19 protein-coding genes are annotated in these 18,814 nt (G+C 73.8%); 8 read left to right on the top strand and 11 right to left on the bottom strand.

What is annotated here, in order from left to right; genetic code table 11:
- Window positions 1-38: 38 nt before the first annotated feature.
- Window positions 39-899 (top strand): TIGR02452 family protein, encoded by an 861-nt coding sequence (locus tag FNH09_RS25750; RefSeq protein ID WP_162469088.1) that lies wholly within the window; start codon window positions 39-41, stop codon window positions 897-899.
- A 140-nt stretch (window positions 900-1,039) separates the two neighbouring features.
- Here the strand turns inward: FNH09_RS25750 and FNH09_RS25745 are convergent, their stop codons facing one another.
- The 5 genes from FNH09_RS25745 to FNH09_RS25725 all read right to left on the bottom strand — a co-directional run bounded on the left by FNH09_RS25745 (window position 1,040) and on the right by FNH09_RS25725 (window position 5,754).
- Window positions 1,040-1,486: a type II toxin-antitoxin system PemK/MazF family toxin gene (locus FNH09_RS25745; protein WP_162469087.1), complete on the bottom strand. Its 447-nt coding sequence runs from the start codon at window positions 1,484-1,486 to the stop codon at window positions 1,040-1,042.
- A gap of 57 nt (window positions 1,487-1,543) precedes the next feature.
- Window positions 1,544-3,025, bottom strand: a complete 1,482-nt coding sequence (locus tag FNH09_RS25740; protein ID WP_152892033.1) for a flotillin family protein — start codon at window positions 3,023-3,025, stop codon at window positions 1,544-1,546.
- A 133-nt stretch (window positions 3,026-3,158) separates the two neighbouring features.
- Window positions 3,159-3,377 (bottom strand): hypothetical protein, encoded by a 219-nt coding sequence (locus tag FNH09_RS25735; RefSeq protein WP_202919755.1) that lies wholly within the window; start codon window positions 3,375-3,377, stop codon window positions 3,159-3,161.
- A gap of 49 nt (window positions 3,378-3,426) precedes the next feature.
- Window positions 3,427-4,848, bottom strand: coding sequence for an amidase (locus FNH09_RS25730; protein ID WP_152892029.1), 1,422 nt, complete (start codon window positions 4,846-4,848; stop codon window positions 3,427-3,429).
- 492 nt (window positions 4,849-5,340) lie between these two features.
- Entirely contained in the window at window positions 5,341-5,754 is a 414-nt protein-coding gene (locus FNH09_RS25725; RefSeq protein WP_152892027.1) for a winged helix-turn-helix transcriptional regulator, read from the bottom strand.
- Window positions 5,755-5,877: 123 nt separating this feature from the next.
- Here FNH09_RS25725 and FNH09_RS25720 point away from each other — a divergent pair, with 123 nt between their 5' ends.
- On the top strand, window positions 5,878-6,531 hold the full coding sequence (locus tag FNH09_RS25720) for an FMN-dependent NADH-azoreductase (RefSeq protein WP_152892025.1): 654 nt from the start codon (window positions 5,878-5,880) through the stop codon (window positions 6,529-6,531).
- Between the two features lie 27 nt (window positions 6,532-6,558).
- A complete protein-coding gene (locus tag FNH09_RS25715) occupies window positions 6,559-7,149 on the top strand; it encodes a PadR family transcriptional regulator (protein ID WP_152892023.1) in 591 nt (196 codons plus the stop codon).
- A 97-nt stretch (window positions 7,150-7,246) separates the two neighbouring features.
- Here the strand turns inward: FNH09_RS25715 and FNH09_RS25710 are convergent, their stop codons facing one another.
- On the bottom strand, window positions 7,247-8,257 hold the full coding sequence (locus tag FNH09_RS25710; RefSeq protein WP_152892021.1) for an FkbM family methyltransferase: 1,011 nt from the start codon (window positions 8,255-8,257) through the stop codon (window positions 7,247-7,249).
- 185 nt (window positions 8,258-8,442) lie between these two features.
- Here FNH09_RS25710 and FNH09_RS25705 point away from each other — a divergent pair, with 185 nt between their 5' ends.
- Window positions 8,443-9,324, top strand: coding sequence for an LLM class F420-dependent oxidoreductase (locus FNH09_RS25705; protein WP_152892019.1), 882 nt, complete (start codon window positions 8,443-8,445; stop codon window positions 9,322-9,324).
- Between the two features lie 157 nt (window positions 9,325-9,481).
- On the opposite strand, the gene FNH09_RS25700 is transcribed toward FNH09_RS25705, so the two are convergent.
- A complete protein-coding gene (locus tag FNH09_RS25700; RefSeq protein ID WP_152892017.1) occupies window positions 9,482-10,045 on the bottom strand; it encodes an NAD(P)H-dependent oxidoreductase in 564 nt (187 codons plus the stop codon).
- 115 nt (window positions 10,046-10,160) lie between these two features.
- Between FNH09_RS25700 and FNH09_RS25695 the strand changes: the two genes are divergently transcribed.
- The 3 genes from FNH09_RS25695 (at window position 10,161) to FNH09_RS25680 (ending at window position 13,580) form a co-directional block, all read left to right on the top strand.
- Window positions 10,161-10,808, top strand: coding sequence for a TetR/AcrR family transcriptional regulator (locus FNH09_RS25695; RefSeq protein ID WP_238427099.1), 648 nt, complete (start codon window positions 10,161-10,163; stop codon window positions 10,806-10,808).
- A gap of 79 nt (window positions 10,809-10,887) precedes the next feature.
- Complete coding sequence (locus tag FNH09_RS25690) at window positions 10,888-11,934, top strand: LacI family DNA-binding transcriptional regulator (protein ID WP_152892047.1); 1,047 nt, start codon at window positions 10,888-10,890, stop codon at window positions 11,932-11,934.
- A 209-nt stretch (window positions 11,935-12,143) separates the two neighbouring features.
- Complete coding sequence (locus FNH09_RS25680; RefSeq protein ID WP_152892012.1) at window positions 12,144-13,580, top strand: aldehyde dehydrogenase family protein; 1,437 nt, start codon at window positions 12,144-12,146, stop codon at window positions 13,578-13,580.
- A gap of 29 nt (window positions 13,581-13,609) precedes the next feature.
- Here FNH09_RS25680 and FNH09_RS25675 read toward each other — a convergent pair whose 3' ends face one another.
- The 3 genes from FNH09_RS25675 to trxA all read right to left on the bottom strand — a co-directional run bounded on the left by FNH09_RS25675 (window position 13,610) and on the right by trxA (window position 16,365).
- On the bottom strand, window positions 13,610-14,986 hold the full coding sequence (locus tag FNH09_RS25675; RefSeq protein ID WP_152892010.1) for an ATP-binding protein: 1,377 nt from the start codon (window positions 14,984-14,986) through the stop codon (window positions 13,610-13,612).
- Window positions 14,983-15,654: a response regulator transcription factor gene (locus FNH09_RS25670; protein ID WP_152892008.1), complete on the bottom strand. Its 672-nt coding sequence runs from the start codon at window positions 15,652-15,654 to the stop codon at window positions 14,983-14,985. The genes FNH09_RS25675 and FNH09_RS25670 overlap by 4 nt, the downstream gene beginning before the upstream one ends.
- Before the next feature lie 324 nt (window positions 15,655-15,978).
- Window positions 15,979-16,365 (bottom strand): thioredoxin, encoded by a 387-nt coding sequence (trxA, locus tag FNH09_RS25660; RefSeq protein WP_152892006.1) that lies wholly within the window; start codon window positions 16,363-16,365, stop codon window positions 15,979-15,981.
- 131 nt (window positions 16,366-16,496) lie between these two features.
- Between trxA and FNH09_RS25655 the strand changes: the two genes are divergently transcribed.
- Window positions 16,497-17,924 carry a dihydrolipoyl dehydrogenase family protein gene (locus FNH09_RS25655; RefSeq protein ID WP_152892004.1) on the top strand — a complete coding sequence of 476 codons (1,428 nt, stop codon included), beginning with the start codon at window positions 16,497-16,499 and terminating at the stop codon, window positions 17,922-17,924.
- 62 nt (window positions 17,925-17,986) lie between these two features.
- Here FNH09_RS25655 and FNH09_RS25650 read toward each other — a convergent pair whose 3' ends face one another.
- Window positions 17,987-18,634, bottom strand: a complete 648-nt coding sequence (locus FNH09_RS25650) for a peptide deformylase (protein ID WP_152892001.1) — start codon at window positions 18,632-18,634, stop codon at window positions 17,987-17,989.
- Between the last annotated feature and the right edge of the window lie 180 nt (window positions 18,635-18,814).

Below are 18,814 nucleotides of genomic sequence, written 5' to 3'. Positions count from 1 at the left end.
GCGCAGGCCGCGAGCACGGCGCGCACGGGGGTCGCGCCGTGAGCGCGCGCCTGCGCGGCATCGCCCGGGACACCGAGCGGATCGTGGCCGAGGGGGCCTATCGCGCACCCGGCGGCCGCGAGGTGTCCCTGGCCGCGGAGATCGCCGCCGCGTGCGAGGGCACACGCATGTTCGGGCCGGAACCGGTGCAGATGCCACCGGCCCCCGCCGGGGATACGTTCTTCGAGGTCACCGGCGAGAGCAGCCTGGAGGCCGCCCGTCGGCTGACCGGAGGGAGCACTCTGGAGGCCGCCGGTCGGCTGACCGGCCCGGTCGCCGTGCTGAACTTCGCCTCCGCCCGCAACCCGGGCGGCGGCTACCTCAACGGCGCCCAGGCGCAGGAGGAGGCCCTGTGCCGCGGCTCCGCGCTGTACACATGCCTGCTGCGGGCCCCCGAGTTCTACGACCACCACCGCGCCCACCGGGACCCGTTCTACACCGACCGGGTGATCCACGCCCCGGCCGTGCCCGTCTTCCGTGACGACCGGGGCCGCCTGCTGGACACGCCCTTCACCGCCGGATTCCTGACCGCGGCCGCGCCGAACGCGGGCGTGGTGCTGCGCACGGCCCCCGAGCGCGCGGCGGAACTGCCGGGCGCGCTGGCCGTACGGGCCGGGCGGGTGCTGGAGACGGCCGCGGCGCACGGCTATCGCCGACTCGTCCTGGGCGCCTGGGGCTGCGGGGTGTTCCGCAACGATCCGGCGCAGGTGGCGGGCGCCTTCCGGGACCTGCTCGGACCCGGCGGGCGGTTCGCCGGGACCTTCGGACAGGTGGTGTTCGGCGTGCTGGACCGCACACCGGGAACGGTGGTCAAGGCCGCCTTCGAACGGGCTTTCCCGGTGTCGGAGTTCCCGGCCTAGGCCCCGTCCGACAATTCGCGTCGTCGCCCGAAGGGCGGACGGGATTGTCGGACAGGCCCTGGCGCTCCGGGCGCCCGGCCCGCGCCGGGACGCTCCGTGCGTCGGCCGGGTCGGCTCCGGCCGTAGCGGCGTCGGCCGCGTCAGCTCCAGCCGTAGCGCTCGCCCAGCCGGTGCCGTACGAGGTTGAAGCGCATCCGGTCCAGCGCGCACGCCTCCCGGCGCATCCCCTCCTCGTGTAGCCGCAGGACCCGGTCGACGTCCACCCACGAGTCGCGTCCGGTACGGTCCCACGGCCCGCTGCCGATCGGCACCCACTCGCGGTCGCCGTCGTGCCGCTTGCTGGAGAGCTGCACGGCGAGCACCGTGCCCGCGGCCTCGCGGGCGACGACCAGCACCGGACGGTCCTTGCCCCGGCCGTCGTTCTCCTCGAAGGGCACCCAGGTCCACACGATCTCACCGGGGTCCGGGTCGCCGTCGTGCGCGGGCGCGTACTCGGTCCGTACCCGCCCCACCTCGCGGGGGTCGGCCTCGGTGGTCGCGGTGGGGCCGTAGCGGCCCGGGACGTTCTCATCGGTAGACGCAGTCACGATCCGTACCGTACGGGACGGGGGCGCACGGCGGACGACCGCCGTACGCCCCGCCGGTCAGCCCTCCTCCACCGGCACCTTCTGCGACGGCGCGCCCGTGATCCCGTTGAGCGGCGAAGTCCCGTTCGCGGAGGGCCCGTTCTGGTTCATCGAGGCCAGCAGCTGACGCGCGAGCCCCAGCCCGGTGCCGCCCATCGTGAGTGCCTTGGCGAACAACTCGGCCATGCCGTCGGCGCCGTTGAGCAGCACCATGTTGTCGACGTTGCCGAAGGCGGACGCCCCGGCCCGGACGATCTCCGGCCAGTTCTCGGCGAGTTGCTGGGCGACGACCGCCTCCTGGTTCTCGGCGAGCGCGGCGGCCCGGGCCTTGATGGCGTCCGCCTCGGCCAGACCCTTGGCCTTGACCGCCTCGGCCTCCGCCAGACCCCTGGCCCGCGCCGAGGCGGCCTCGGCCTCGCCGGTGACCCGGGTTGCGGTGGCGGCCGCGGCACCGCGCGCCTCGGTCGCCTGGGCCTCGGCGCCGGCGGCCGCCTTCACCCGGGTCGCCTCGGCCGCGGCCGCCAGCTCCGTCTCCTTCGCCTTGGCCTGGGCCGCCGAGATCCGCGCGTCGCGCTCGGCCTCGGCCAGGGTGCGCTTCTCGTAGGCCCTGGCGTCCGCGGGCTTGCGGATGTCGGCCTGGAGCTGCTGCTCGCGGCGGTCGGCCTCCAGTTCCGCGACCCGGGTCTCCTGGACGACGACCTCCTGCCGGGCGGCGGCGTCGGCGAGCGGACCGGCCTGCCGCGCCTTCGCCCCCGCGTGGTCGCGTTCGGCCTGGTAGCCGGCCTGGAGGATCTCGCTGTCCCGGGTGGCCTCCGCCATCCGCGCGTACGACTGCTGCTCGGCCTCGGTGGCGAGCCGGTTCGCCTCCGCCTGCGCGATGCGCGCGTCCCGCTGCACGGCCGCGGCGTGCGGCATCGCCAGGTTCTGGATGTACCCGGTCGGGTCCTCGATCTCGTGGATCTGCAACGAGTCGACGATGAGTCCGAGCTTCTCCATCTCCGTGCCGCAGGCGGCCCGGGTCTGACCGGTGAGCTTCTCCCGGTCCCGGATCATGTCCTCGACCGTCAACCCGCCCACGATGGACCGCAGATGACCGGCGAAGACGTTGTGCACCCGCTCCGACATCAGCTTCTGCTGGTCGAGGAAGCGGCGTGCCGCGTTGGCGATCGACACGAAGTCGTCGCCCACCTTGAAGATGACCACGCCCCGCACCTTGAGCGGAATGCCCTGGTGGGTCACGCAGTCCACGTGCAACTCGGTCTCGTTCAGGTCGAGCGAGAGCTTGCGCACCGCCTGCACGCCGGGCAGCACCAGCGTGCCGCGCCCCGTGACGATGCGGAACCCCATCCCCGCTTCGAGCCCCTCGGTCCGGTGGGTGGAACCGGAGATGATGAGTGCCTCGTTGGGCTCGGCCACCCGCCACATCAACTTGAAGACACCGACCAGCACGAGGACGGCGGCCACCGCCGCCCCTGCTACGACGCCGACGAACATCGGCATACGCCCCCTTGGAATGGTGCCCTTTCGGCACCGAACGAAGGGAGTGTGCTCCTGCGTGGACACGGGGAGAAGACGCTGACGGAACCTTGTCGCAACCTTGACACACAGCGCTCTCACCTGCGCCGGTGCGGGCTCAACTGTCGTACGCGGCAGTGACGTAGACCGTGCGCGGCGGCAGGTGCTCCACCACCATGACCACCGTGCCGCGCTCCAGTCGCTCCTCGCCCGAGGCGGGGTAGGCCAGGAAGTGCTCCGCCCCGCCGCGCACCCGGACGATCACCTCGCCGACCAGTCCGGGTCCGACCGTCCCGGTGACCCGCCCCATCAGCCCCACCATCGACGCGTCGTCCATGCTCAAAGCCTAAGAGCTCCGGACGGAAGGCTCTACCGCCGTAACGCCCTCACGTCGCCGGGGAGTCCAGGGCCGCGGGCTCCGGCCACCGCTCGTGCCAGCGCAGGTCGTCCTCCAACTGGGCGGCCAGCGACACCAGCAGCGGTTCGCTGTGGGCCGGTCCGAGCAACTGCGCCCCCACCGGCAGGCCCTCGTCGACGAACCCGGCGGGGACGTTGACCCCGGGCCAGCCCAGGACGTTCCACGGCCAGGCGTAGGGGCAGGCGGCGATGACGGCACGCTCGGTGGCCAGTCCGCTCAGGTCGCGCATGGCGCCGACCCGGGGCGGGGGAGTGGCGGTGGTCGGCGCCAGCACCACGTCGTACGTCTCGAAGAACGCGCCGATACGACGGTGCAGGACCGTTTCCGCACGTCGGGCGGCCCGCAGCGGTGCCCCGCCGAGCAGCCGGCCGAGCCGTGCGGAGCTGTGGGTGCGCGGGTCGAGCAGTTCGGGGAAGGGCACGGTGGCGACCCGTTCGGCGATCCCGGCGGTCGCGCGCGGCAGGAAGGCCAGTCCGATCCGGCCGTACGGCGGGTCGGCCTCCTCGACCGTGTGCCCCGACGCGGCCAGCCGCTCGGCGAGTTCGACGACCCGGGCGCGCACCTGGGGCTGGAGCCGGGCGGGCACCGCGGTGAACGGCGGCTCCAGGGAAAGGGCGATGCGCAGCCGCCCGGGGTCGCGGCCCACCGCCGCCGAGATGTCCAGGCCGGGCGGCCGGTGCGGGTCGAGCGGATGGTTGCCGGCGGCCGCGTCCAGCAGCAGTGCGGCGTCCGCGACGGTACGGGCCAGGGTGCCGTTGACCGTGATGCCCTGGAAGGACTCGCCGAGCGGCCAGGTCGAGATGCGTCCGCGCTGCGGCTTGATGCCGACGAGGTGGGTCCAGGAGGCCGGGATCCGCACCGAACCGGCGCCGTCCGAGCCGAGCGCCGCCGGCACCAGACCGGCGGCGACCGCGGCGGCGGAGCCTCCGGACGAACCGCCCGGTGTGTGCCGCGGGTTCCACGGGTTGCGGGTCGCGCCGAACGCGGGGCCCTCGGTGAAGGGCCACTGTCCCAGTTCGCAGGTGTTGGTCTTGCCGACGATGACGGCTCCGGCCGCGCGCAGCCGCCGTACCGCCTCTCCGTCCTCGGCGACCGGCGGGAACTCACCCGGACAGCCGAACGCGGTCGGCTCGCCCGCCACGTCCATGTCGTCCTTCACCGCCACCGGCACCCCGAGCAGCGGACGGCGCACGCCCGCGGCCAGCTCCTGGTCCGCCGCCGCGGCCTCGGCGAGCGCGGCTTCGGTGCGCACGATCCGGAAGGCGTTGAGGGTGCTTCGGGTGGCTTCGATCCGGGCGAGCGCGTCCTCGACGAGAGCCTGGGAGGTCACCTCCCCGCAGGCCAGCGCACGTGCGGTCGCCGCCAGGCCGGCGGAACGGTCGAGCGTCATTCGGGACTCCTCCGGGACGGCTTGGGGAGTGCGCGCAGGCATCGGGACGGGCGGACGGCGACGGCTGCGGGACTCCTCGGGTCTTCCTTCGGGACTGCGATGTCTACCGCACGGTAACGTCTGGCGGCCCGCCGGTGGAACGTCCCACGCGGGAGCGGTCGCCGAGCGGTCGGCGACCGTGCCGACCCGGCCCGCGTACGGTTCGACGGAGGCGGGCGCCGTCCCGGGTCGGGCGGTCCGGCGGCGAGGGGAGATCGGCGCCCCGCGGACGCGACGAGGGCGCCGTCCCGGTGCGTCACGCAGGGGAAGGCGCCCTCGTCGTCGTGGTCCGGGCCGTCGCGCCCGAGGGCCCGTCTTCGTCGCGGTCCGGGTCGTCGCATCCGCCGTCGGCGTAGGCGTGTCCGCGCGTGCCGGTGCGCCGGTGCGCCGGTGCGCCCGTGCGTCGACACGCCGGTGTGCCCGTGCGTCGGCGCGCCCGTGGGCCGGGAACCGTCAGTTCGGTGAGGTGTTTGGGCCGTCGGGGCCCACGCACGGCCCCTTGTCCGGCAGATGTGCCTCGGCCCACTGGCGCAGTTCCTCCAGGGCGGGCTCCAGGGCCGCCCCGGCCGAGGTGAGCCGGTAGGAGACCCGCAGCGGCGGGCCCTCGTCGACCTCGCGTACGACGAGCCCGGCGATGCCGAGCTCCGTCAGCCGGTCCGACAGCATGCGCTCGCTGATGCCCGGGACGGCCCGGCGCAGGTCGGCGAAGTACGTGGGGCCGTTGAGCAGGACGGACACGATCGGTCCCGTCCACCTCTTGCCCAGCAGGCCGAAGACGCGCGTGATGCCGTCATCCACCTGCGAGCAGGCCGCCGGGCTGTGGACCTGGCCGCGGGCCGCCTCGCGCTGTACCCCGTCGATCGCCATGGGCTCAGGATACCCGCCCCTCCGTGCGGGGATGAAAAATAGTAAGTGACTGTGTTATCCATGGGTAGGTACGAAACTTCAGCCCACCTTCCGGGGTGGGCGCCATCCCTTTGGAGACCCCTCATGGCCACGTTGCTGCACATCGACTCGTCCGTGTTCCCGAACGAGGCGTCCGCGTCCCGTTCCGTCACGGACGCCTTCCGCAGGACCTGGGAGGAGCAGCACCCGCAGGGCAAGGTGATCTACCGCGACCTGGCCGCGGACCCCGTCGCGCACATCACCGCCGACGCCCACACGGCGGCCTTCGCCGACCCCGCCACGCACACGCCCGCCCAGGTGGCGGCCTTCGCCGAGCGCGTCCGGCTGGTGGAGGAGCTGGAGCAGGCCGACGCGGTGGTGATCGGCGCCCCGATGTACAACTTCTCGATCCCCTCGACCCTCAAGGCGTGGCTGGACAACGTGGCCATGGTCGGCCGCACCGCCATGACCGAGGAGTCGAAGGTCAAGGGCACCCCCGTGACCGTGGTCGCCAGCCGCGGCGGTGCCTACGGCCCCGGCACCCCGCGCGAGGGCTACGAGTACGTGCAGAACTACCTGCAGGCCCTGCTGGGCGACATGCTCGCCATGGACGTCGACTTCATCGTCCCCGAGCTCACCATGGCCCCGCAGAACCCGGCGATGGCCGAGCTTGTCCCGCTGTTCGAGGCCTCCCGTGAGCGCGCCCACCAGGACGCGGTCGTGAAGGCCAAGGGGGTGGTGGAGCGCCTCGCGGCCTGACCCGGCCGGGGTGTTACGTTCGACCGCATGGCTCTGCGCAACGCGGTGATGGCCGCGCTCCTGGAGGGCGAGGCGTCCGGATACGACCTCGCGAAGGGCTTCGAGGCCTCGGTCGCCAACTTCTGGATGGCCACCCCGCAGCAGATCTACCGGGAGCTGGAGCGCATGGCGGGCGAGGGGCTCGTCGCCGCGCGGGTCGTGGAGCAGGAGCGCCGGCCCAACAAGCGGCTCTTCTCGCTCACCGACGCCGGGTACGGCGCCGTGCGCGCCTTCCTCGCGGAGGGTTCCGCCAAGCCGCTGGCGATCCGGGACGAACTGCTGGTCAAGGTGCAGTGCGTCGATCTCGGCGACCCGGGCGCCGTCGACGCCGTCCGCGCCGAGATCGTACGGCGTACGGAACGGTCCGCCGCCAAGCTCGCCCGCTACGAGCGGGCCCGGGAGCGGCTGCTGGCCGGACGGACCGAGGCGGAGTACTGCGGCACGGGCGAGCGCATCGGCCCCTACCTCACCCTCCAGGCGGGGCTGGCTCTGGAGCGCGCCAACCTCCAGTGGGGCGAGCTGGCCCTGCGGCTGCTCGCCCGGCGCACCGCACGGACCGGCGCGCCGGTGGGCGGCTGACCCCGGCGGGCCCGCCCGCCGGACCGGCCTCCTCGGGGCACGCCCCCCGGGCCGTCCGTCGGGGCACGTGCCCCGACGGACGGCCCGGAGCGCTCGGTCAGCTCTTGCGGGGGGCGGCCTCCGCGCGCATCATCACGCAGTCGAACTCGATCACCCGGCCGGTGTCGGCCTCGCGGGTCACCGGGTACATCCCGGTGATCCCGAAGCCGGCGGCCTCGTAGACGCCGATCGCCTCGGTCATCGGCGGGCTGCCCTCGTACAGCCGCAGCAACGCGACCTCCGACTGGAGGCCCACGAACTCCGCGACGCGCTCACCGCCGCCGGCGAACACCTCCAGGTCGTATCCCTGGGTGTCCATCTTCAGGAACGGGCGGGGCGTGTCGATGCCGTCGAGCGCCTTCTCCATCATCGAGTCCAGGCGCCGGATCTGGATCTCCTCGGTGTCGCTCTTCGCGAACCGGCCGTACCGGCCCTTGCCGTAATCGCTGGGCGGGAGAAGGGAGTTCATCGTGTTCCAGCCCGTGTGGATGGTGCTCGTGGTGTCCTCACGGCCCAGACCGTACGGGTACACCCACCAGTCCGGGTCGTCCGCGGCGGCCTTCTCCAGCGTCGCGAAGTGCTCGGCGGTCGGCTCGAAGGAGACGATGCGGCCGGTGTAGCCGAAGCGGCGCAGCCGCCGGGCGTACTGGCCCCGGTTGGCGCCCACGTCGAACACGCAGTTCACGCCGTAGAGCTCCAGCATCCCGGCCACGTGCTGGTGGCAGAGGTACTCGGCCGCCGCGAGTTGCAGCTTGCGCTCGTCGGTCCCGGCCGCCGGGTCCAGCAGCAGGCTCGCCCCGCTGTCGCCGAGGCGGACGGTGGTCGACTGCCCGGCGTTCTCATCCTGCTGGACCCGCGACGCTCGGCGCCGGACGACCCAGGCGTCCGCGCCGGCACCGGCCACCGTGTAGCGGCCGTTGTCTCTGGCCAGCACGTCCGCACCCGGCCCCAGGGGGATCCGGATCCGCCCTCCGCGCCGGGAGACCACAGCGGTGCCGGGGCCGAGATCGGTCACCTGAAGGCCCAGTCGGGGCATCAGTTTCAGCAGTCTTCGGTAAGCGGTCTGCATCGCTTCACCCTTGCAGACGAGGCGTCCGGCCAGCACCCCTATGAATAAGATTTGTCTCTCCGATGAACGACACCTGACCGGCCCCACCCGCTCCTGCCGCCGCACCCGGTGTCGCTTGCCCTCGAGCGCGCTCCACGGCCTAGCTTCGTCAGGGTCGGCGCAGAACAGGGTGAGCGGAGACGGACATGCGTGCGGGTGTGCACATCAACCGGTTCGACCACTCCGGGGGCCGGCCCGCGCTCGCCGCCGAGCTCGCCGCGACCGGTGCCGCGGCCGAGGCGGCGGGGGTCGGCTGGCTGTCGGTCATGGACCACTACTTCCAGATGGAGTTCAACGGCGGTGCCGAGGACCCGATGCTGGAGGCCTACACGACGCTCGGCTACCTCGCCGGGCACACCTCCACCGTGCAACTGAGCGCGCTGGTGACCGGTGTGACCTACCGGCACCCCGGACTGCTCGCCAAGATCGTCACCACGCTCGACGTGCTCTCCGGCGGCCGGGCCACCCTGGGCATCGGCGCGGCCTGGTACGACCGGGAGCACGAGGGGCTCGGCGTGCCGTTCCCGCCGGTGGCGGAGCGGTTCGAGCGGCTGGAGGAGACCCTGCGGATCTGTCTGCGGATGTGGGATCCGCGGGACGACGGCCCGTTCGAGGGCAGGCACTACCGGCTCGCCGAGACCCTGTGCGTGCCGGCGCCGGTCAGCGCGCCGCACCCGGAGATCATGATCGGCGGCGGTGGCGAGCGGAAGACGCTGCGGCTGGTCGCCCGGTACGCGGACGCCTGCAACCTGATCGCGGAGTCGCCCGAGCAGGTCCGGCACAAGCTCGACGTGCTGCGCGAGCACTGCGAGGCCGAGGGGCGGGACCCCGCGACGATCCGCAGGACGATCGCGTACACCGGGGAGGCGGCCACCACGGGCGACCTCGACGCGTTCCTGCGCGACATCCGCGGCTACACCGGGCTCGGCATCGACACCGTGATCCTCGCTCCGCGACTGGGTGAGCCCGCCGCCTGGATCGAGAGCTTCGTGGCCCCGGCCGTACGCCGGCTGGCCGAACTCGACTGACGTGCAACTGACGTACGGCTGACGTACACACGGCTGTCCGGCCGCGGTTTCAGGCACGGCCGAACCCGCGGGGCGCAGGGGCGCGACCCGCGGGGTGACGTACGAGAGGGGCCGGGCCCGAGGGCTCCGGCCCCTCTCGCGGGGGTGTCGGCCGTCGTCAGGCGGCGACGGACGTGCCGGCGTGGCCGTGCAGACGGGCGATGACGTCGGTCAGCTGGGCGGCGACCTCGGCGTCGTCGACCGGGTGGGTCTCGGCGAAGCGGACGACGGAGCCCGGGATGGACAGCTTGACGTCGTCGAGCACCTTGGCGCCCGCGATGCCCGCGGCCTTGCGGGTCTCGTCCTGCGCCCACACGCCGCCGAACTGGCCGTAGGCGGTGCCGACCACGGCGACGGGCTTGGCGGTGAGGGCGCCGGCGCCGTAAGGGCGGGACAGCCAGTCGATGGCGTTCTTCAGGACGGCCGGGATGGTGCCGTTGTACTCGGGCGAGAACAGCAGCAGCGCGTCGGCGCCCTGGGCGGCGGCACGCAGCTTGGCGGCGGCGGCCGGGACGTTGCCCTCGACGTCGATGTCCTCGTTGTAGAACGGGATGTCGGCCAGGCCTTCGTACAGCTCGACCTCGGCGCCCTCGGGAGCCAGCTTGACGGCCGCCTCGGCGAGCTGACGGTTGTGCGAACCGGCGCGGAGGCTACCGACGAGCGCGAGAATACGGACAGACATGCGAACTCCCAGGATGCTGAAACACTGACGAAACAATCCGGACCGAGGTCCGTTTATGGGTACCACTGTAACCGGACCGGGGTCCACTTCATTCCGGATGCTTTACGCTGAGTTCATGTCCGGACCCCTGCCTCCCCTCTCGAAGCCGGAATTTCCGGTCGGAGAACCCGAGTTGCTCCAGCTCGGCACCGAGCAGGACGAGCCGTGCCTGCGCGCGGACGCCGCGCGCAACCGGGCCCGGCTGCTGGACGCGGCCGCTCGCCTGATCGCGGAGCACGGGGCCGCGGGCGTCACGATGGAGGCGGTGGCCGCGGAGGCCTCGGTCGGCAAGGGGACGGTCTTCCGCCGCTTCGGCGACCGCACCGGTCTGCTCACGGCACTGCTCGACCACTCCGAGAAGAAGTTGCAGGCCGCGTTCCTGTGCGGACCGCCGCCGCTGGGCCCCGGAGCGCCGCCGGCGGAGCGGTTGCGGGCGTTCGGCTGCGCGCTGCTGCGCCGCTCGGTGGACGAACTGGATCTGCAACTGGCGGCCGAGCCGAGCCCCGAGCGCCGGTTCTCCGTACCCGCCCGCCAGGTGCAGCACGCCCATGTCGTCATGCTGCTGCGGCTGGCCGTGCCCGAAGCGGACACCGAACTGCTCGCCCACACCCTGATGGCCCAGCTCAGTCCGGCGCTGATCCACCATCTGACCCGGCAGTGCGGGATGTCCCTGGAACGTATCGAGGCGAACTGGGCGGATCTGGTGGCACGCGTCACCGAGTGAAACCGTCCGGGCACACGCACGTTGTTGCACAGTGAACGGCCGTCCCCCGCTCGGGCCCCGCGCCCACGCCTCTGCCAAGATGCGGTACGTCATGGTGCAGATACCGAAATCGACCACGCCCGCGCTGCCCGCACCGCGCTCGGTGCCCACAAGTGCCGACGTGGCCAGACTGGCCGGCGTCTCGCGCGCGACCGTCTCCTACGTCCTGAACAACACCAGTGCCGTGCGGATCAGCGAGCCCACCCGCCGCCGCGTCCACCAGGCCGCGAAGGAACTGGGGTACGTCCCGCACGCGGCCGCCCGCAGTCTGCGCGCCGGGCACAGCCGTATGGTGCTCATGCCCGCGCCGGCCGTCCAGGCCGGCCCGCTCTACAGCCAGTTCCTGAACGACCTCCAGTGGGCGCTCGGCCGGCTCGACTACACGGTCGTGCAGTACGGCAGTGTCGGGCTGTGCGACGACGAGGCCGCCCGCGCCTGGGCCGAGCTCCGGCCGGTCGCCGTCCTGGTGCCCGGCGTCGAACTCGGCCCGGCGGGCGTGGCGGTGCTCAAACGCTCCGGCGCCCGGGCCGTGGTCACCCTCGGTTCCGAGCCCGTCGAGGGGGCCCATGCCCTGCTCATGGACCACGAGGGGGTCGGCCGGGTCGCCGGTGCGCACCTCCACGCCCGGGGCCGTCGTCGGGTCGGCGTCGTCGTCCCCGAGGAGCCCGGTCTGGAATCGCTCTCCCGGCTCCGGCTCGCCGGGGTGCGCGACGCGCTGGCGGGCACCGACGCCGTCGTCACCGAACTGCCCCTCGCCTACGAGGAGGAGGCCGCCGCCCGGCTCGCCGCCCGCTGGCGGGAGCTGGGCCTGGACGCCGTGTTCACGTACAACGACGAGTACGGGATGCTGCTGATGCGCGCCCTCCAGGACGAGGGGGTGCGCATCCCGCAGGAGACGGCCGTCATCGGCGCCGACGACCTGATGCTGGGCCGGCTGCTGCGGCCCCGGCTGAGTACGGTCCACATCGAGCTGCCGTCCGGTCGTGACCTCGCCGAACTGGTCGACCGCGCAGTGCGCGAGCCCGGCGCGGCGCCCGAGACGCACCAGGTCCTGGGATCCTCGGTGGTGCACCGCGAATCGAGCTGAGGCGAGGGGCTTCCCGCGGCTGCGGGCCTGATCCGCCGGACAGGCCCTAGGATGTTGCACGCTCAACCAGATGGGTATGCGTTCGACCATCGGATGCGGCTCGCGCGGCTGCGCCGGATCACCGCGTCCCGCCCCGCGGCCGCCGCATCGGCCGCGCACTGCACGGGACTCCCGCCCCGAGTCCCGCCGGTCACGAACGGAGAGCCGCCATGTCGTTGCTCGACCCCAGGACCTGGCAGACCCGGACCCTGACGGGATCCGCGTACGCCGTCACCGAGCCCGCCACCGGCGACCCGCTCGGCACGGTCGCCCTGGCCACCGCCGAGGACGTCCGCACCGCCGCGGCCGACGCCCGCACCGCCCAGCGGGAGTGGGCGCGGGTGCCGCACTTCGTGCGCGCCGGGGTGCTGCGCAGGGCCGGAGACCTGTTCACGGCGCACGCGGACGAGCTGCGGGAGTGGCTCGTCCGTGAATCGGGGTCGATCCCCGGCAAGGCCGACTTCGAGCTGCACGTCGCCGCCCAGGAGTGCTACGAGGCCGCCGCGCTGGCCTCCCGCCCGGCCGGACAGGTGCTGCCCAGCGAGGCGCCCCGGCTGTCGTACACACGACGCGTCCCGGTCGGCGTGGTGGGCGTGATCGCCCCGTTCAACGCCCCGCTGATCCTCTCCATCCGCTCGGTCGCCCCGGCGCTCGCGCTCGGCAACGCGGTCGTCCTGAAGCCCGACCCGCGCACCGCGGTCTGCGGCGGCCTCGCGCTGGCCGCGGTCCTCGCGGCGGCGGGCCTGCCCGAGGACCTGCTGGCGGTGCTGCCCGGCGGCCCCGAGGCCGGCCAGGCGCTGGTCGCCGACCCGCAGGTGCCGGTCATCTCCTTCACCGGCTCCACCGCGGCCGGACGCGCCGTCGGCGAGGCGGCCGGCCGGCACCTGAAGCGGGCCCACCTGGAACTCGGCGGCAACTCCGCCCTGGTCGTGCTGGAGGACGCCGACCTGGACGCGGTGATCTCCACCGCGGCCTGGGGCTCGTTCTTCCACCAGGGCCAGATCTGCATGACGACCGGCCGCCACCTCGTCCACCACTCCCTGTACGCGGAGTACGTCGAGCGGCTCGCCGCCAAGGCCGACACCCTCGCGGTCGGCGACCCGCACCGCGTCCAGGTCCACCTCGGCCCGCTCATCGACGGCACCCAACTCGCCAAGGTGCACGCGCTGGTGGAGTCGAGCACCGCCCAGGGCGCCAAGCTCGCCGCCGGCGGAACGCACGAGGACCTCTTCTACCGGCCGACCGTCCTCGCGGACGTCGACGACCACACCCCCGCCTACGCGCAGGAGGTCTTCGGCCCGGTCGCGCCCGTACGGTCCTTCGCCACCGCGGACGAGGCGGCCGCGCTCGCCGCCGCGAGCCCCTACGGCCTCTCCCTGGGCATCGTCACCCGCGACGCCGCCCGCGGCCTCGACCTGGCCGAGCGCATCCCGACCGGCATCGTCCACATCAACGACCAGACGGTGAACGACGAGGCCGTGGCCCCCTTCGGCGGCATCGCCGCGTCCGGTACCGGCGCCCGCTTCGGCGGCGAGGCCAACCTGGAGGCCTTCACCGACGTGCGCTGGACGACGGTCCGCGGCGACGTGGCGCCGTACCCGTTCTAAGGACGCTTCCGGCCTCGGGGGAGGGCCGCTCAGCAGCCGATGTCGACCGTGACGGCGGCGCCGCGCGGGGTGTTCCCGGCGTGCGCGGTGCCGTCGTGGGAGGCGGCGACCGCGGCCACCAGGGCGAGGCCGAGGCCGGTGCCCGGGGTGGTGCGGCTGGTCTCGGCACGGGTGAAGCGCTCGAAGGCGTGCGGCAGGAAATCGGCCGGGAAACCGGGCCCTTCGTCGGTGACCGACAGCCGCAGCCGCCCGTCGCGGACCCGCGCGGACAGGCCGATCGCCCCCGCGCCGTGCCGCAGCGCGTTGTCCAGGAGGGTGCCGAGGGCGGGCTCCAGCCAGCGGGGGTCGACCCGCACGGTGGTGTCGTCGTACGTGCTGGTGAGGGTCCGTCCGTCGCGCTCGGCGGCCGCCCGGTAGGGGACGGTGGCGCGGTCGAGGAGGTCGCCCAGTTCCACGGGGGTGCGCCGGATGTGTTCGCCGCTGTCGAGCTGCTCCAGGTCGAGGAGCGTGTTGGCCAGGGTGACCAGACGGCCGACCTCGGTGTCCACCGAGCGCAGGGTCTCGGTCAGCTCCTCGGCGGTGCGCGGGCGCAGCAGGGCGACGTCGAGTTCGGCGCGCATCAGGGTCAGCGGGGTGCGCAGTTCGTGGCTGGCGTCCGCGATGAACTGGTGCTCACGGGCCGTCGAGGCGGCCAGCCGGTCCAGCATGCGGTTGAGGGTGTGGCCCAGCCGGGTGATCTCGTCGTCGCGGTCGGCCGGTACGTCGAGGCGCAGGTCCTGGCCCCCGTCGGCGAGGGCGGCGGCGCCGCGGCGGTAGCGCTCGACCGGGCGCAGCGCGGCCCGGGCGGTGCGGTAGCCGACGTACGACGCCGCGATCAGCGTGAGGCCGGAGGCGAAGGCGAGCTGGGCGAGGAGTTCGCGCAGCGCCTCGTCACGGTGGCCGCGCCGGACCGCGGCGACCACGATGCGCACCCGACCGTCGGCGGTGACCCTCGCCGCCTGGACCCGCAGGGTGCCCGAGGTGATGGGCAGGAGCGGGCCGACGTCGCCCCGGACCGTGCGCCCGCTCGCCACGGCGCTCAGCTCGGCGGGGGTGAGCAGCGGTTCGCGCTGTACGGTGCCGGCCGTGCCCACGACCTGTCCGCGCGCGTCGAGGACCTGGTGGAGGCTGCCGCTGGGGCCGGGCGGCAGGGCGGTCCCGTTGTGCACCGCGCGGGCGAGGCTGTGCCGGTAGGCGGTCAGGTCGTCGTCGATCTGCTGGTCCAGGGCGGTCTCGACCCGCCAGTAGACCAGGCCCGCGGCGCCCGCCAGCACCAATGTCATGGCCAGGGCGACGGCGACCACCAGCCGGGTGACCACGGGCAGCCGGCCCAACCACGACCGCAGCCGGGGGCCGGATCCGCTCACGCCCCGGTCTCCAGGCGGTAGCCGCGCCCGCGCAGGGTGGTGATGGTCGTGCGGCCGAAGGGCCGGTCGACCTTGGCCCGCACCTTGGAGACGTGCACGTCGATGGCGTTGCTGCGCAGATCGGTCTCGCCGTCCCACACCCCGTCCAGCAGCCGGACCCGGGAGACCACGCGACCCGCGTTCTCCATCAGCACCCGCAGCACGTCGAACTCGCGGCGGGACAGGTCGAGTTCGGTGTCCCCGCGCCAGACGCGCTGCTGCTCGGGATCGAGGACGAGGTCGCCGACCTGGAGGCGGCCCGCGACGTCGGGGCGGCGGCGGGATATCGCCCGCAGCCGGGCGACGAGCTCCTCCATCGCGAACGGCTTGACCACGTAGTCGTCGGCGCCCGCGTCGAGACCGGCGACCCGTTCGCTGACCGCGCCCCGGGCGGTGAGCAGGATCACCGGGACGTCGATGCCCTCGCCCCGCAGCGTGCGGCACACCTCCACGCCGTCCAGGCCGGGCAGCATCACGTCCAGGAGCACCGCGTCGACCCGGGGGTCGCGGGCGGCGGCCAGACCGGAGGGCCCGTCGTGACGGCCCTCGGCGGTGTGCCCGCACTCGGTGAGGTAGCGGACGACCAGATCGGTCAGGCGGGTCTCGTCGTCGACGACCAGGCAGTGCATGCCGCACAGGCTAACCGGCAGGCCGACGGCACCTTTCGCCCGGATCGGTCACCCGGGACCCGGCACCCGATCCGGGCGCCGGGCCCCGGGTGCCGCCGAACGTTCATGGCACCCGGGTCCCGGTTCGCGCCCGGCCCAGGTTCGCGCCCGGACCCGGCCCACGTCAGGACCCGGTTCACGCCCGGACCCGGCCCACGTCAAGACCCGGGCTCACGCGTTCACGCCCGGACCCGGGCCCACGCCCGGACCCGGGCCCACGCCCGGACCCGGGCCCACGCCCGGACCCGGGCTCGCGCCCCAGGGACGGTGCCTCCCGGACCCGGGCTACTCGCCCTTGGGGTCGGCCCCCGCCTGCTGCTCGGCGACGCTCTTGCGGACCTCGTCCATGTCCAGCTTCCGGGCCTGCCCGATGAGGTCCGCGAGCGCGGGCTCCGGCAGCGCGCCCGGCTGGGCGAAGACGGCGACCTGGTCGCGGACGATCATCAGCGTCGGAATGGACTGGATGCCGAAGGCCGCGGCCAGCTCCGGCTGCGCCTCCGTGTCGACCTTGCCGAAGACCAGGTCAGGATTGGCCTCGGCCGCCTTCTCGTACACCGGTGCGAACTGACGGCACGGTCCGCACCAGGCAGCCCAGAAGTCGATGAGGACGAACCCGTTCTCCGTGACCGTCTGGTCGAAGTTCTCCTTGGTGAGCTCCACGGTGCTGCTCATGCTCGCATCCCTCTTTCCGGTGTGGGGGCCAGGCCGTCCGCACAACACGACCGCACAGGACGGTATTCCACGGCCTCCGGGCAGACCCATCCGTGTGGCCACCCCGCACCCCACCCAGCAGACTGTGTGCCATGACGGAAACGGAATCCATCGCGTACGACGTCGTGGTGCTCGGGGCCGGGCCCGTGGGGGAGAACGTCGCCGACCGCACCCGCGCGGCCGGCCTGTCCACCGCGGTCGTGGAGAGCGAACTGGTCGGCGGCGAGTGCTCCTACTGGGCCTGCATGCCCAGCAAGGCCCTGCTGCGCCCGGTCATCGCCCGCGCCGACGCCCGCCGCGTGCCCGGTCTGCGCCAGGCCGTGCAGGGCCCCCTCGACGCGGCCGCGGTCCTCGCCCACCGCGACTACTTCACCTCCGACTGGAAGGACGACGGCCAGGTCGGCTGGCTGGAGGGGATCGGCGCCGTCCTGTACCGCGGCCACGGCCGCCTGGCCGGACCCCGCACGGTCACCGTGACCGGCCCGGACGGCGAGCGGCACGTCCTCACCGCCCGGCACGCCGTCGCCGTGTGCACCGGCACCAGCGCCCTGCTGCCCGGGCTGCCGGGCATCGCCGATGTCGAGCCCTGGACCAGCCGAGAGGCCACGAGCGCGCACGCGGTCCCGGGCCGCCTCGTGGTGGTGGGCGGCGGCGTCGTCGCCACCGAGATGGCCACCGCCTGGCAGGCCCTCGGCTCCCAGGTGACTCTCCTCGTCCGCGGCGCGGGCCTGCTCGCCCGCATGGAGCCGTTCGCGGGCGAACTGGTCGCCGCCGCGCTCACCGAGGCGGGCGCCGACGTCCGCACCGGCACCTCCGTGAAGTCGGTGACCCGCGAGAACGGCACGGTCGTGGTGGTCACCGACACCGGCGACCGCATCGAGGCCGACGAGATCCTCTTCGCCACCGGCCGCGCCCCGCGCACCGAGGACATCGGCCTCGACACCATCGGCCTGGAGCCGGGCTCCTGGCTGCCGGTCGACGACACCCTCCGGGTCACCGGGAACGACTGGCTGTACGCGGTCGGGGACGTCAACCACCGTGCCCTGCTCACCCACCAGGGCAAGTACCAGGCCCGGATCGCGGGCGCCGCGATCGCCGCCCGCGCCGCCGGCACCCCCCTGGACACGAGCGCCTGGGGCGCCCACTCCGCCACGGCCGACCACGGCGCCGTCCCCCAGGTCGTCTTCACCGACCCGGAGGCCGCGGCGGTCGGCCTGTCCCTGGCGGAGGCCGAGGCAACCGGCCGCCGCGTCCGCGCGGTCGACGTGGACATCTCCTCGGCGGCGGGCGCGGGCCTGTACGGCGACGGCTACCGCGGCCGCGCCCGTATGGTCGTCGACCTCGACCGCGAGACCCTCCTCGGCGTCACCCTCGTCGGCCCCGGCGTCGGCGAGCTGATCCACTCCGCGACGGTCGCCGTCGCCGCGGAGGTGCCGGTCGCCAGGCTCTGGCACGCGGTCCCGTCGTATCCGACGATCAGCGAGGTGTGGCTGCGCCTGCTGGAGGCCTACCGCGGCTGACCCGGCCGTTCCGGGGCCCGCCCGGGCCCCGGAACGCGCCCCCGGCAGTCCTCCGCCCTGGCTCAGCCGGGCAGCTCGAACCCCAGGGCCTTCGCCGCCTCCTCGGGTGTGACGCCCGTCCAGCGCTCCAGCATCGCCTGGTTCGACGACAGCGAGCGCGGCTCCGCCCGGTCGAGGTAGAGCATCCCGTCCAGATGGTCCGTCTCGTGCTGCACGATCCGGGCGGGCCAGCCCGTGAACACCTCGTCCAGCGCCCGGCCGTGCTCGTCCTCACCGGTCAGCCGCACCTCCGCGGCCCGCGCCACCACCGCCTGCCAGCCGGGCACGCTCAGACAGCCCTCGAAGAACCCGGCCCGGGCCGCGCCGACGGGCTCGTACGACGGATTGACCAGCACCCGGAACGGCAGCGGCACCCGGCCCCGGGCCAGCCGCACCTCCTCGGACACCGGTGCCGGGTCCTCGATCACCGCGATCCGCAGCGGCACCCCCACCTGCGGTGCCGCCAGCCCGACCCCCGGCGCCGCCCGCATCGTGACGCGCAGCGCCTCGACGAAACGCGCCAGCAGCGCGGGCCCCAGCTCGCCCTCGTAGCGCCCGGTGCCGGCCCGCAGCACCGGGTCGCCGGCCGCGACGATGGGCAACGGACCTTCGGTGGCGAGGAGTTCCTCCACCAGCTCGACAAGGGGAGTGCGATCGCTCGGAGATGCCATCGAGCCAGCATGCCACGGCCCCGCGCCGACGACGGCATTCGCCTGTGACACACGCCACTTGGCGCCCCGGGAACTCGGCCGGACCCGCCACCGACTACTGGACCGCCACGCTCACCGCCCTGGCAGCCCACGTCCCCGACCGCCGGAGAAGCCGCCGATGTCCACCGCTCCCTCGACCAC

It is taken from the genome of Streptomyces adustus, assembly GCF_009377175.1.
Taxonomy (GTDB): domain Bacteria; phylum Actinomycetota; class Actinomycetes; order Streptomycetales; family Streptomycetaceae; genus Streptomyces; species Streptomyces adustus.
The sequence above is the reverse complement of the archived record's forward strand: the minus strand, read 5'-3'. Positions and strand labels throughout refer to the sequence as shown.